This is a genomic window from Bradyrhizobium sp. C-145 (assembly GCF_023375135.1).
GTDB lineage: Bacteria > Pseudomonadota > Alphaproteobacteria > Rhizobiales > Xanthobacteraceae > Bradyrhizobium > Bradyrhizobium zhanjiangense.
In genome coordinates, this window is record NZ_CP088150.1 from 7,718,863 (window position 1) to 7,731,110 (window position 12,248).

Annotated in this window: 15 protein-coding genes and 1 pseudogene; 4 read left to right on the plus strand and 12 right to left on the minus strand. The window is 63.8% G+C overall.

Features of this window, described 5'->3' with window-relative positions:
• Positions 1–24 precede the first annotated feature (24 nt).
• On the plus strand, positions 25–432 hold the full coding sequence (locus tag LRP30_RS36220) for a nuclear transport factor 2 family protein (RefSeq protein ID WP_091879810.1): 408 nt from the start codon (positions 25–27) through the stop codon (positions 430–432).
• 66 nt (positions 433–498) lie between these two features.
• Here LRP30_RS36220 and LRP30_RS36225 read toward each other — a convergent pair whose 3' ends face one another.
• Positions 499–1,215, minus strand: coding sequence for an HAD family hydrolase (locus tag LRP30_RS36225; RefSeq protein ID WP_249757907.1), 717 nt, complete (start codon positions 1,213–1,215; stop codon positions 499–501).
• Positions 1,216–1,364: 149 nt separating this feature from the next.
• On the opposite strand from LRP30_RS36225, the gene LRP30_RS36230 reads away from it, so the two are divergent.
• Both LRP30_RS36230 and LRP30_RS36235 read left to right on the plus strand, forming a co-directional pair.
• A complete protein-coding gene (locus tag LRP30_RS36230) occupies positions 1,365–2,213 on the plus strand; it encodes an SDR family oxidoreductase (RefSeq protein ID WP_249757908.1) in 849 nt (282 codons plus the stop codon).
• Between the two features lie 510 nt (positions 2,214–2,723).
• Positions 2,724–3,302: a MarR family transcriptional regulator gene (locus LRP30_RS36235; protein WP_249757909.1), complete on the plus strand. Its 579-nt coding sequence runs from the start codon at positions 2,724–2,726 to the stop codon at positions 3,300–3,302.
• Positions 3,303–3,315: 13 nt separating this feature from the next.
• Here LRP30_RS36235 and LRP30_RS36240 read toward each other — a convergent pair whose 3' ends face one another.
• Positions 3,316–4,272, minus strand: coding sequence for a hypothetical protein (locus LRP30_RS36240; protein WP_249757910.1), 957 nt, complete (start codon positions 4,270–4,272; stop codon positions 3,316–3,318).
• Positions 4,273–5,094: 822 nt separating this feature from the next.
• Here LRP30_RS36240 and LRP30_RS36245 point away from each other — a divergent pair.
• Positions 5,095–5,865: a response regulator transcription factor gene (locus LRP30_RS36245; protein ID WP_164934354.1), complete on the plus strand. Its 771-nt coding sequence runs from the start codon at positions 5,095–5,097 to the stop codon at positions 5,863–5,865.
• Between the two features lie 119 nt (positions 5,866–5,984).
• Here LRP30_RS36245 and LRP30_RS36250 read toward each other — a convergent pair whose 3' ends face one another.
• From LRP30_RS36250 to flaF, 10 genes and pseudogenes are all read right to left on the minus strand, one after another.
• Complete coding sequence (locus LRP30_RS36250; RefSeq protein WP_091879832.1) at positions 5,985–6,443, minus strand: hypothetical protein; 459 nt, start codon at positions 6,441–6,443, stop codon at positions 5,985–5,987.
• On the minus strand, positions 6,440–6,946 hold the full coding sequence (locus LRP30_RS36255) for a flagellar biosynthesis protein FlgN (RefSeq protein ID WP_249757911.1): 507 nt from the start codon (positions 6,944–6,946) through the stop codon (positions 6,440–6,442). Before LRP30_RS36255 ends, LRP30_RS36250 begins: the two co-directional genes overlap by 4 nt.
• Positions 6,947–6,988: 42 nt before the next feature.
• On the minus strand, positions 6,989–7,468 hold the full coding sequence (locus LRP30_RS36260) for a rod-binding protein (protein ID WP_249757912.1): 480 nt from the start codon (positions 7,466–7,468) through the stop codon (positions 6,989–6,991).
• Positions 7,465–7,884, minus strand: coding sequence for a hypothetical protein (locus LRP30_RS36265; protein ID WP_249757913.1), 420 nt, complete (start codon positions 7,882–7,884; stop codon positions 7,465–7,467). Before LRP30_RS36265 ends, LRP30_RS36260 begins: the two co-directional genes overlap by 4 nt.
• 5 nt (positions 7,885–7,889) lie before the next feature.
• Positions 7,890–8,642, minus strand: coding sequence for a flagellar biosynthesis protein FliR (gene fliR / locus LRP30_RS36270; protein ID WP_249757914.1), 753 nt, complete (start codon positions 8,640–8,642; stop codon positions 7,890–7,892).
• Positions 8,639–10,719 (minus strand): annotated as a pseudogene (gene flhA, locus LRP30_RS36275) (flagellar biosynthesis protein FlhA). The gene fliR and the pseudogene flhA overlap by 4 nt, the downstream one beginning before the upstream one ends.
• Before the next feature lie 69 nt (positions 10,720–10,788).
• Complete coding sequence (gene fliQ, locus LRP30_RS36280) at positions 10,789–11,055, minus strand: flagellar biosynthesis protein FliQ (RefSeq protein WP_027572776.1); 267 nt, start codon at positions 11,053–11,055, stop codon at positions 10,789–10,791.
• Entirely contained in the window at positions 11,052–11,474 is a 423-nt protein-coding gene (gene flgD / locus LRP30_RS36285; protein ID WP_249757915.1) for a flagellar hook assembly protein FlgD, read from the minus strand. Before flgD ends, fliQ begins: the two co-directional genes overlap by 4 nt.
• Before the next feature lie 14 nt (positions 11,475–11,488).
• A complete protein-coding gene (flbT, locus tag LRP30_RS36290) occupies positions 11,489–11,899 on the minus strand; it encodes a flagellar biosynthesis repressor FlbT (RefSeq protein ID WP_249757916.1) in 411 nt (136 codons plus the stop codon).
• Positions 11,899–12,243 carry a flagellar biosynthesis regulator FlaF gene (gene flaF / locus LRP30_RS36295; RefSeq protein ID WP_128956043.1) on the minus strand — a complete coding sequence of 115 codons (345 nt, stop codon included), beginning with the start codon at positions 12,241–12,243 and terminating at the stop codon, positions 11,899–11,901. Before flaF ends, flbT begins: the two co-directional genes overlap by 1 nt.
• Positions 12,244–12,248: the final 5 nt, after the last annotated feature.

Here is a 12,248-nt window from a genome sequence, read left to right on the forward strand (position 1 = left end):
CAGTCATTGCCGCACCCGAGAGGCATGGCAAAGGACAGCAAGGTCATCGCCGCGAACGCGGCCTTCTACGCCGCCTTTTCGACCGGCAATTTCGACGAAATGGAGCGGATGTGGGCGGATGATGACGCCATTTCCTGCATCCATCCCGGCTGGCCGGCCATTATCGGGCGGGCCACCGTGATCGGAAGCTGGCGCGACATCCTGCAAAACCCGGAGCGGCCGCAGATCGTCTGCGCCGAGCCGCAGGCGATCATCGACGGCGACAGCGCGCGGGTGCTCTGCATCGAGATCGTCGACGGCACCGCCTTGGCCGCATCGAACCATTTCCGGCGCGTCGGCGACGGCTGGCGCCTGGTGCATCACCAGTCGAGCCCGATCGCGCAGATTGTCGAGCAGGCAGAAGAGGATAGCCCGAGCCACCGGGTCCACTGAAGACGGCGATCACGCCGGCGTGAGCTACTGTGCATGGGGTTGTTTTGCGACTTTTTGTTTGGCGCCTCATTCAAGCCCCGACAAATCGTCCAGCACGACCCGCGCATCGCTGAAATCATCGTCCCGGAAGAACATGCTGCGCGTGATCAGAACCGGTATGCCGGCACGTGAGGCCGCGATCAGGCCGTTGGCGGAATCTTCGATCGCGACGCAGTCGTGCGCATTCAGCTTCAGCCGCGCCAGGACATCGAGATAGACGTCCGGCGCCGGCTTCTTATGCCGCACGTCGTCGCCGGCAACGATCGCGTCGAAATCGCCGGCCCAGCCCGTCCCCAGTGCCTGCGAGAGCAAGGCGTCGATATTGCCGTGAGAAGTGGTGGTCGCGATCGCGAGCCGCTGGCCGCGCTCCCTCGCCACGGCGAGCAGCTCCGCCACGCCGGGCCGTAAGGGGCAGCAGCCGGTCTCGACCAGCTCGGCATAGTGGGCGGTCTTGATGCGGTGAAGCTCCGCGATGTCCGCGTCCGCCAATGGCTGGGCGATCCGCCGCCTTGCATGGTAGGCGCGCATGCGTTCCTTGCCCCCAGTCACCCGCAGCAGGTCTTTGTAGACGGCGCGGTCCCACTCCCAGCCGAGCCCGTGGCACGAGAAGGCACGATTGAAGGCCTGCCGATGCAGCTCCTCGGTTTCGGCCAGCGTGCCGTCGACATCGAAGATCAGCGCGGCGGCGCGCCGGATCAGGTCGGCGGCCTCGCATGCTAACGCGGCGGGTGCTTCTGCCTGCATGATCGATGATCTCCCCTGACGCCCGGGTGACCATCGCCCGAGGCCGCAGGTGAGACAAATCGCAATATCTTTTGCCGGCCCCAAAAATCTCTTATGAGCGGGGAGGCGCGCAGCGGCGCGACGGGAACTCCGACCAGCACGGCAGACGCATGCGGCTCTTCATTCTTGGCTTCGGCTATAGCGCCAGGCACTTCGTCCGCAGGTTCGGCGGCGCCTTCTCGCACGTCGCCGGCACCGTGCGCGATCCCACCCAGCGGCATGATCTCGCCGGCATCGAGCTGCATCCCTTCTCCGGGCGTGATCCAGATCGCAGGGCGGTCGAACGCATCAGCGACGCCGATGTCCTTCTCATCTCGATCCCGCCCGGCGGTGCCGGCGATCCCGCGCTTGGGGCGTTCGGCAATGTGCTGGCAGCAGGCCGCCGCAAGGTCGTTTATCTCTCCACAATTGGCGTATATGGCGATCACGCAGGCGGGTGGGTCGACGAGAACACGCCGCCGCAGGCTGCGCTCGAGCGCACGCAAATGCGGATCGCAGCGGAGCAAGCCTGGACGGATGCGTCAGGCGGCGATGTCGCGATCCTGCGACTTGCCGGCATCTACGGTCCCGGCCGCAACGCGCTCGCGACGCTACGGGCAGGAACGGCCCGGCGCATCATCAAGCCGGGACAGGTCTTCAACCGCATCCATGTCGACGACATCGCGAGCGCGATCATGGCCGCGATTCATCACCAGGGCGGCGGCACCTGGAACGTGTGCGACGACGAGCCTGCGCCGCCACAGGACGTGATCGCCTACGCCGCGCAGCTGATGGGCGTTGCACCACCGCCGGAAGAAGCGTTCGCGACCGCCGAGATGTCGGCGATGGCCCGCAGCTTCTATGCCAGCAGCGCCCGGGTCTCCAACGCAAAACTGAAGCGCGAGCTCGGCGTCACCCTCGCCTGCCCGACCTATCGGCACGGCCTCGATGCCCTGTGGCGCGCAGGCGAAGGACGATAGGGCTCCTGAACGACGGGAATCCCGGTATCGGCTCGCCAGGCTTTTCCGGATCTGATCGTGTGCCGGATTTAACTGCTTGGCCGCGTTGCGGCGCGATATCCATTAACCGAAAACTGCGGTTCTTCCGCCGCAGTCCATCCGGGAGAAGCCGCCAACGATCCGCGCCCCCGCGCAAATCGACGCGCGCCGTTGCAACAAATGGGCGTCATCAGGGCCGGAGCGACACATCATATTGCTCAGTCATCGCACATCACCGTCAATCCGGGCGCGAGCCGCCGTGATTTGATTGAAATTTTCAGAAGAGTTGAGCCGAGCGATTTACTCGAACTTTCTTTGTGACGCCCTAGTTCCACGGCCGGAAGTTCCATCTCCGGAAACCGGAGAAGGTCTTCCCGGCGCGAACTGCCGTCCGGCCAGGACGAAGGAGCGCCCGAGTGCATCATCTCGTCCACCCAGATTGCGCTCACTCAGGGCTCAATTGAATAAAGCTTTATCCGACCTGGAATTGAAATGAATTTGGCTCGCGAATCGATTGAACTGTTGGAGCAGGTCGCGCGAATGCTGTGGTTCGAAGGCACCAAGCACGGATTGCGCGACCGCGAGTGGATGGCGCTGCGCTTCCTCTCTCGCGCCAACCCGTTCTCCCGGACGCCTTCGGCGCTGGCGAGCTACGTCGGCACCACGCGCGGCACCGCCTCATTCATCATCGGCGAGCTTGAGCGGCTCGGCTATCTCGAGCGGAAGCGCTCGGCCAAGGACAAGCGCTCGGTGATGCTGAGCGTGACGCAGCAGGGCAAGAAGTTCCTGGTGCGCGACCCCGTCACCGTTCTCGTCGAGGCGATTGCCGTCCTCGACGACGACGTCAAGATCCGCTTTCGCGACACGTTGCGGCACGTGCTGGATCAGTCGGACGCAGCCGAGCAGCGGCACCACACCGATGTTTGCAGGCGATGCATCTTCCTCCGAGAAGATCGCACCGCCACGGACAGCAAGACGACGGTGGAGTTCAGCTGTCGCCTGTTTCGCGCACCGATCGCGGAGACGGAGGTCGATCTGCTATGCACCAGCTTCGAGCATCACCGCCAATAGAAGACTCCATCGATCAGGGCGTTGCCTTGCGCGACGAATAGACGACGCCTCCGCTGGACTCCACCACCAGACGCCCGTTCTCGTTCCTGATGTCCTCGATACGGCCGAGCCCGGGTACCTGCTGTCCCAGCACGGCCTCGATGACGCCGTTCGGGCTTTGCAGGATCGCAATTCCCTCATAGGCCTGGCGGACCGACCAGCCCTTGATCACCTTGCGCGGCGCCGACGGAGCAAGCGAGCCTGTGACCTCGGGCGCAGCGACCGAGGCCATCATCGGCATTGCCTGCGATGACGGCAGCTGCGATGCCACAGTTGCCGGCGCCGGAGCCTGGGCCTGTACCTGAGCCTGTCCTTGGGCGAGCTTGTCGAGCTTCACTGTGGAGGACGAGCTCACCCGCTCGATGCGGTCCAGGTTCTCGGCAAACCTGCCGAAGCGGTCATTGGTCGCCTTGCTCGATTGATCGACCGCGGTACGCAGGCCGTCGAGATTTTCGGACACGCCCGACACCTGCTTGCGCAGTTGCGCGACCGTCTCGCGCAGATTCCTGATCTCCGTATTGGCCGCAACGTTGTTCTGGACGGGCTGCGTGGTGGTGAGATAGGCGATCACGCCGGTGCAGGCGCAGACCACCAGAATGGCGGCGACGGCCAATGTTGCGAGCGGCGCGACCCATGTCGGGCGCGGCGGCGGCGGCTTGGCCACGATCACAGCCGGCTTGATCACGGCCGGCGCAGGTTTCGGTAGCGCCATCTTGTCGAGGCGCGCCTTGGCGCGAATGCGCTTCAGCCCTTCGAGCGCTTCTTTCGCCAGAGCTTCATCGCTCGCCGCAGCGGAAACACGCTTTGCGCTCGCTGCGGGCTTGGTCGCTCGTGCCGCATTGTCCTTTGTATCGCGCGCCTCTGGCGCCGGCTTCGCCGCCGCGGAAACATCAGTGGTCGCGTTGGGACGAGCTTGTCCATCGGACAACATTTTGGAAATGCTCCGTTCGGTTCGATCTGTCGAACGGCAACGTTATGTGTCGAAGCTTGCCTGAACCGTGCGCACCGAAAAACTTTTCATGGCGCGCGATGCGACGTCAGATGAGTCGAACACGTCATGCACGTGGCAAGAGTGCGACTCGAAAGACACACCCTCGCCAAGATTTCGCCAAGCTGGAGTCTCGCCGCTGTACATGAGTCGAATTGTCGCATGTGGAAACGGGGTCATGGGGGTCAATCCCGGGTTGAAAACCCCTCAATTTGCATGACGAGCAGCATCACCCAAAACGGCTGTAATTATACGGGGATGCGGAACTTTAGGAATGCCACGTGCAAAACTAGTTCAAGATCCAAATCAACTGATGCGTTTGAATATATCAAGAAACAACTCGAAGCGAACCAACAGCATCAAGCACACGTAGCAATCGCTTTGTGGCGCACGCTTGATCGGAAATGGGCAACCGTTACGGTCCTAGTCAAGTGATTCTCGTCAGTTGGCGAGGAGATCGACACAGTTCAGTAGTGTTCGGACGCGATGAGCAACTTGGCGCAACTGTTCTAGGTCGTTTCTCAATCCGCTCCGCGAGGTGATCCGTAAGACACCCGCCGGGCCTCACGCAGTAAGCGTTCAGTATCGAGTCGAAGTAGCAGGCCTGCGAGACGCAGGCACTGAATGCGTAGGGCTGCCCGCGAATATCGGAACCATAACAACGATACGCGGGATGGAATGTCGTCAAACAGCATCGTTGCCGAGCCGGGGCATCACAATAACCAACCGGGCGCGCAACAAGTGCGAAACAGGGGCGAAAGACTGATGTATATTATCGTTGATGATCGCGAGAGCGTCGCGAACAGCTACGTCGGAGGGCTCGTTCGCGAAGGTGTATCGTCGATCGGCTTCTCCTCCGGAGAATTCTGGGACTGGCTGCAATCTGCGAGTGAATCGGATCTGGCGGCGGTGGACGCCTTCCTGCTCGGGGACTGCGATGCCCGCGGAAGCCTGCCGCGGGCGATGCGCAAGCGTTCCTCGGCTCCCATCATCGCCATGAGCGGCCAGAAGATGCTCAAGAACACGCTGGAGCTGTTCGAGTCCGGCGTCGACGACGTCGTGCACGTGCCGATCCACCTGCGCGAAATCCTCGCCCGAACGGCGGCGATCGCGCGCCGCCGGGTTGGCGAGCTGCCAAGGCCCTGCGAGACCAGGATCCAGGTCTTCTTCAACGGGCGTGACCCCGAGATCGCAGGCCACGCCCTCACCCTGCCCCGCCGCGAACTGCGCATTCTCGAATATATGGTGAGCAACCACGGCAAGTGGATCACCAAGACGCAGATCTTCAACGCGGTCTATGGCATCTTCGAGTCGACCTTCGACGAGAGCGTGATCGAGAGCCACGTCAGCAAGCTGCGCAAGAAGCTCCGCGACCGCCTCGGCTTCGACGCGATCGTGGCCCGGCGCTACGTCGGGTATCGCCTCAACATCCCGGCCGGCGAGACGATCGACGTACCGATGCAGGAGCTCGACGAGGTCGGCATCCTCCTGAACAGGGCGCACGCCGCCCCGGCAGCGTATTCGGCAGGTAACTAGCGCGGCAAGACAGCGATACGAAGGCGGCCTTCGCGGAGATATCCCCGCGGAGGCCGGAGTGTTCTGAAGGCTGACGGAAGCGGCAGGAATGCCGCCGAAGCGCAGCAGCGAAGAGCGAGCTACGGCTTCTGCTGGAATTCTTCCTTCGACACGTAGTTGAAGTCCTCAACCAGGACGTCCTGGACCACGTCGGCCTGCATCCGCTCGTTGACGCGCTGCTTGATGGCCGTCGTGAGGACGGAGAGGTCGTAGCGGGCGAGCTTCCTGAAATCGAGCCGATCGTCGGCATAGATCCTGCGGAAGGCCTCGTCGACGACGAACGGCTCCGGCGGAACGCTGAGCTGGTGCATGGTCCGCGCCTCAACCGTGTAGACGAAGCGCGCGACGATGTAGCCCTGCACGTTGCCGTTCTCGACCATGGGCACGCTCAGCGCCCGCGTCTTCTGATATTGCAGCCCATCGAGATATTCGTCTTTCGCCGGCAGCAGGCTGCCGTTTTCCTTCCAATAGGCCACGGCATAGCTCGTGCCTGCGGTGAGGATGCATACCCAGAGCCCGGCCAGCACCAGTCTGATCATTTTCCATCCTGTGTTGCGCGACCGGTATAGGTGCCGTCCGAATCGGCATCCTTGATCGCCTTGACGATGACCGTCGCGACCTCGCGCACCGCGTCGTAATGCATTTCGAGGACGGAGCGATTCCGCTCCAGCTTCTCGCGCAACCGCTGGATCTCCTCGGTGATCTCGATCTCGCCGCCGAGATGCATCCGTGCCCGCATCAGGCGGACGAATTCGAGCATGCTCCGGCTCTTGCGGGCGCTGAAATCGTCGAAATCGATCTTCTTTCCGGCCGCGAGCGCAGCCGTCTCCTCCTCGACGATGCTTTCGAGCCGGCGGATCGCCGCGAGGAGGCCGCGCATCTCGTCCGATCTCGCCGCGTCAGTGCCCTCGATCACCGCTTCGCCGCCGGGATTCGGCAGGAGCACGGGCAGCAGCGCATCTGCTGGGTCCGTCGTCGTCGCCTCGATGTCCGCGACCGGCTGTTCCATCACCAGGGCCGCCGCGCCTTGTTGTGCCTGCATAGGAAATTCACCCTTCAACTTCTGTCACCCATTCCCGGATCGTCATCCGGCCTTCCCCGTAACGTCCGGTCCTGCCGGATGCGCGGCAGCGAGCTGCCTGGCGATGCCAATGCCCTTGCCCTTGGCCAGCTGGCTACCGAGTTGCTCCGCCAGCATCGACTTCCAAACGCCGCCGGCCGTGCCCTTGCCGAAGACCTCCTCCGACTCCTTCGGCAACATCGTCTCGACGAAGGTCTGGAGGATGAAGGCCTCGAACTTCCGGTACACCTCGCCGGAGGCCGGCGCCTTGATCACCTGCACCGGAGCGCCGTTCACTGCGCCCGACTGTGCTTCGGACATCTTCGTCGCGGATTGATCGGCAGCAGCCGCCTTGGCCTTGCCGACCTCCGCCTCCATCGTGGCGGCGAAATCGGCGTCCGATGATTTCAGCGCATCGAGCTTCGCGGTGGCCGCGCGCTGCGCCACGGGGTCGGCGGCTTCGAGGACGTCGAGAACGAGGTCGGGTGTCGCTGTCACGATCATGTCTTGTTCCGGCTGGCTGGCCACGGCGTCCACTCGCGCACGGCTGGGCTTGTGCCCGTCATTTCCTCGAGCGATCGCTTCTCCGCGTCGCGAAGCTTGTCGGCGAGCGCCGCTTTCGCAACCTGCTCGAGCTGCTTCACACGGCGGCTCTCCGAGCGAACCAGGTCGAGCTGCTGCGATGCCTGCGCCTGAACCGCGCGGGCGCCGACGCTCGTCCTGTTGAGGCGCCGCGCGATCGATTCGCTTGATGATCCCGCCGGCGGCTTCCCTTCGTTCAGGGCCCCGACCAGCCATTCCTGCTCGTCCTGCAGGCTGCGCTCCTGCTGGCGCAATTGCGCAAGCTGCCATTCGGACAGCCGGAGCTGGAGCTTCACCAGCGAGACCATCCGACCGAGCTTGTCCGCGCGCGACGTCATGACCATCACTCCGCCAGCCATGACGAGACGCCGAGCATGAACTGCGTCAGCAGCTCGTCGCTGGTGAGATAGAGCAGCAGGAAGCCGCCGAACAGGACGAAGGGCACCGAGATGAAATAGACCGGTATGGCCGGGGTCAGCTTGTTGATCAGGCCGACCGCCAGGTTGACAATGACCGAATAGACGATGAAGGGGCTGGTGATGCGCAGCGTCAGCACGAACGCTTCCGAGAGGCGGCCGACGAGCTGGTCGAGCGCCATGCTGCCGCCGAGCCTGTTCCCGGGATGCCAGACGTCGTAGGAGTTCATCAGCCCGCGCAGCACCTGCCAATGCTGGTCGGTCATGAAGAACAGCGTAGTGACGGCCGCCATGATCAGCGGCACCAGGGCCGGCGCCGGATCGGTATCGCCGACCGGCGTGCCCGGGATGTTGCTCAGTCCGATCGCGCTCGCCATCACGGTCGCCATGGTCTGAAGCGCGAGGAAGAACACACGCCCACCGAGGCCGATGACGCTGCCGACCACGAGCTCGGAGCAGATCAGGAGCGCGAGCGTCAGCGGCGCCGCGTTGTCCGTGAGCGGTTTCAGGACCGCGATCAGGATCGGCGTCAACGCGAACGTCGTGACGAGCGCGACGAACAGGCGGACCTGGGCCGGAACGTTGATGCTGGAATAGCCGGGCACCAGCATCAGGCAGGCGCCGATGCGGCAGAACACGATGAACGTCACCAGCACGCTGTCGGCGAGGCCGCTGATCACGATACGGCTCCGAGCGCCCTGATCTCGGCGCTGCGTGCGACTTCGACATGCGACAGGATCGGCAAGGTCGGGAACACCCGCTCCAGGATCATGCGGACATAGGGACGGGCTTCGGGGGTCACCGCCAGCACCACGCTGGTGCCGTTCTCGGTGAACTTGCGAATCGCCGCACTGGCCTCGGTCGCGAACTGCTCGATCAGGCGTGGATCGGCGTCGAACTCGACGACGTCGCCCTTGCCGTCGCGCTTCAGGCTCTGATGGAACGCCAAGTCCCAACGATTGCCGAGGCGGACCACGTTCAGCACGCCGTTGTCGGAGAGGTCGCCGCAGATCTGCTGGGCTAGACGTGTCCGCACATGCTCTGCGACCTGCTCGGAGCGCCGAACGTGCGGCGCGATCTCGGCGATCACTCGAGGATGAGGTGAAGGTTGCGGATCGACACGCGCTCGGCCAGCAGAATCTTCAGGATCGCCAGCAGTCCCGAATAGGAGATCTGCGACGGACAGAGATCCTCGACCAGGCGCTTGTATTCCGGATCGAGCCGGTCGAGCAGGGCGCGCATGTCCTTGTAGGACAGGAGCTGGGCGAGATTCGCCCGGATCACCTCGCTGAGATGCGTGAGCAGCACCGACAGATTGTCGACCGGCTTGCAGCCCTGCCGCTTGACTTCGTCGGTGAAGGCCTCCGTCACCCACAGCGCCTTCATGCCGAAGGCGGGCTCGATCACCTCTTCGCCGGGGACATCGGGCTTTCCGTCCTTGTCGACCAGCACCAGCACCTCGCCGAGCCTGAGCTCGCCATGGGCGACGCGCGTGTCGTGGATCCGGATCTGATACCCCTTGGGATCGATCGACAGATTGTCACTGAGCTTGATCTCCGGAATCACGAAGCCGTACTGCTTGGCGAACTTCTTGCGGATCTTGGCGACGCGGTGCGCAAGCTCGGTGCGCGAGCCCAGGAGATGGACCGAAAGATGGCCGCCGAGCGCCAGCTCAATCTCCGCGGTCTTGAGCTGCTCCTTGACGGATTCCTTGGCATCGGCCTGGGCACGTTCGTCGGCCTTGCGCGCATCTTCCTTCTGCTTCAGCGCCGCCTGCCGCTTCGGCAGCGAATAGCCGACGAAGGCCATGACGCCGCCGAGCAGCACGAACGGCGCCATCGGCAGCCCCGGCATCAAGGCGAGCACGAACATCATCAGCGCGGCGGCGGATACCGCGCGCGGATAGCTGCCGAGCTGCCGCAGCACGGCCTGCTCCGCCGACCCCCTGGTGCCGCCCTTGGAGACCAGGAGGCCTGCCGACAGCGACACGATCAGTGCCGGCATCTGCGACACCAGGCCGTCGCCGACGGACAGTTTCGTGTAGACGTCGGCGGCACGCGACAGCGTCAGCCCGTGATGGGTGACGCCGATGATGATGCCGCCGAAGATGTTGATCGCGGTGATGATCAGGCCGGCGATGGCGTCGCCGCGGACGAATTTCGAGGCGCCGTCCATGGCGCCGAAGAACGCGCTCTCCTCTTCGAGCTCCCGGCGCCGGCGCTGGGCTTCCTTGTCGTCGATCAGGCCCGCCGACAAATCCGCGTCGATCGCCATCTGCTTGCCGGGGATGGCGTCCAGGGTGAAGCGGGCACCGACTTCGGCGATACGCGTCGCGCCCTTGGTGATCACGACGAAGTTCACCGTCACCAGGATCGCGAAGATGATCAGGCCGATGACGAAGTCGCCACCCATGACGAACTTCGAGAATCCGGCGACGACGTAGCCCGCGGCCTGTTCGCCCTCCCCGCCCCGCGACAGGATCAGGCGCGTCGTCGCGACGTTCAGCGCGAGGCGCAGGATCGTCGCGATCAGCAGCACGGTCGGGAAGGCCGAGAAGTCGAGCGGCCGCTGGATCCACAGCGCGACCATCAGGATCAGCGCCGAGAGCGCGATGGAGAAAGCGAGGCCGAGATCGATCAGGATCGGCGGTATGGGCAGGAACAGGATCGTGAGCATGGTCACGATACCGCCTGCGAAGAAGGCGTCCGCCCCGAGGCGGCGCGGGCTTGGCAGGCTAGCAGCTAACGTATCGGCCATGGGTCACCGGCAGAGGATCCGCCCGGTAATCTGCCGTGCAAAGCTTACGCGAGGGTGGTGCCCCGGAGATCAGAAGCCGTGCTCGATCCGCGAATAGACCATCTCGGTGAAGGTGGAGAGATGCGCCCCGATGAACGAGCCGGAGACGGCGACGACCAGGAGAATCACGATGATCTTCGGGACGAAGGTCAGCGTCACTTCCTGGATCTGGGTCAGGGCCTGGATCAGTGCAATGACGGTGCCGACGAGCATTGCGGCACCGACCGCGGGCCCGGAGGCGACGATGATGGTCCAGATCGCGGCCTGGACGATGTCGAGGGCGTCCCGCTCGTTCATGATTGGCTGATGGTGAGCCCGGGCCCGACGGCAACCTTCGTGCCGTTCTCGAGGGTGGCGATGGAGCCGTCGCTGTTGATCGAGACCGAAGCGACCTTGCCGCTGAAGCTGGCGCCGGTCGAGTCGGTGAAGCTGACGGTCTTTCCGATCAGCCCGTTGGCCTGCGACAACGACTGCGAGGACAGCAGCGCATCCAGCTTCGCATTGGTCTGCATGGCCTGCTCGACCGTCGAGAGCTGCGCGAACTGGCTCATATATTGCGAGGTGTCCATCGGATTGGTCGGATCCTGATTCTTCATCTCGGCGACGAGCAGCTGAAGGAAGGTGTTGTAGTCGACGCTGTTGCTCGACGTGGCCGTGGTGGAGCTGGTCGCACTGGAGGACTTGCCGGTCGTGTCGGTCGCGCTGGTGACGTTCATCTAGTTCTCCGCTGTCAGGCAGCCTCGAATGGGGTATGGGTGGTGGCGCCGGCCAGGATCGCCTGCTCCACCGGGAACAGCGCCCGGATCCGCTTGAGCGCCTCGAAGTAACGGGTCGTCTCGACCAGCTCATCGACCGCGGCAAGTGCGTCGAGCATCTCGCCGTTCTCGCACACCGCAAGCAGGGCCGCGTGATGCTGCGCGTAGAGCGCCGACGCATCCCGGACGTCGGTCGGGTTCATCAGCATGAGCTGCACGATGAAATAAAGCTGCCGCATCGCCGTGGTGGCGTCGGACGCTTGCATGACCTGCCCTTCGAGCAGGAACATCACGTCGTTGACGAGCTCGACGGAGACCTTGCGGTCCACGCGCAGCACCGCGCCGTTGATGTAGATCCGTTCGCCCGCCCGCAAGGAGATCTTCATCAAAGAGCGTCTCGGATCAGGCGGTTGATTTCGATGAGCTGCATCACGTCGTTCGATTTCTCTTCGCGAAGGCGATCGGCTTCCTTGACGACCCACAGGCCGATCGAGATGATGTCGGCCCGCAGCTTGTCCGGCAATCCGTTCTCCGGATGCGAGAGATCCTCGATGAAGATCGTCCACAGCCGCCGGACATAGAGCAGGCTCTCGACCAGATCCTCGAGGCGGAATCCGCCTCGCTGAATCCGCTCGAGCCGGTCGATGCCGAGGCTGAGTGCCTGCCGCTCGCGGCCCCGCGCCTCATGGCCACTCTCGTCGACGACCGCTTCATAGGCTTCAAACGTCATCAGAA

Coding starts and splice junctions, on each gene's coding strand:
- LRP30_RS36235 (WP_249757909.1), top strand. CDS start 2,724: ATGAATTTGGCTCGCGAATCGATTGAACTGTTGGAGCAGGTCGCGCGA.
- flbT (WP_249757916.1), bottom strand. CDS start 11,899: ATGAAGATCTCCTTGCGGGCGGGCGAACGGATCTACATCAACGGCGCG.
- flaF (WP_128956043.1), bottom strand. CDS start 12,243: ATGACGTTTGAAGCCTATGAAGCGGTCGTCGACGAGAGTGGCCATGAG.
- LRP30_RS36225 (WP_249757907.1), bottom strand. CDS start 1,215: ATGCAGGCAGAAGCACCCGCCGCGTTAGCATGCGAGGCCGCCGACCTG.
- LRP30_RS36220 (WP_091879810.1), top strand. CDS start 25: ATGGCAAAGGACAGCAAGGTCATCGCCGCGAACGCGGCCTTCTACGCC.
- LRP30_RS36255 (WP_249757911.1), bottom strand. CDS start 6,946: ATGCAGGCACAACAAGGCGCGGCGGCCCTGGTGATGGAACAGCCGGTC.
- LRP30_RS36250 (WP_091879832.1), bottom strand. CDS start 6,443: ATGATCAGACTGGTGCTGGCCGGGCTCTGGGTATGCATCCTCACCGCA.
- LRP30_RS36265 (WP_249757913.1), bottom strand. CDS start 7,884: ATGACGTCGCGCGCGGACAAGCTCGGTCGGATGGTCTCGCTGGTGAAG.
- LRP30_RS36240 (WP_249757910.1), bottom strand. CDS start 4,272: ATGTTGTCCGATGGACAAGCTCGTCCCAACGCGACCACTGATGTTTCC.
- LRP30_RS36260 (WP_249757912.1), bottom strand. CDS start 7,468: ATGATCGTGACAGCGACACCCGACCTCGTTCTCGACGTCCTCGAAGCC.
- LRP30_RS36230 (WP_249757908.1), top strand. CDS start 1,365: ATGCGGCTCTTCATTCTTGGCTTCGGCTATAGCGCCAGGCACTTCGTC.
- flgD (WP_249757915.1), bottom strand. CDS start 11,474: ATGAACGTCACCAGCGCGACCGACACGACCGGCAAGTCCTCCAGTGCG.
- fliQ (WP_027572776.1), bottom strand. CDS start 11,055: ATGAACGAGCGGGACGCCCTCGACATCGTCCAGGCCGCGATCTGGACC.
- LRP30_RS36245 (WP_164934354.1), top strand. CDS start 5,095: ATGTATATTATCGTTGATGATCGCGAGAGCGTCGCGAACAGCTACGTC.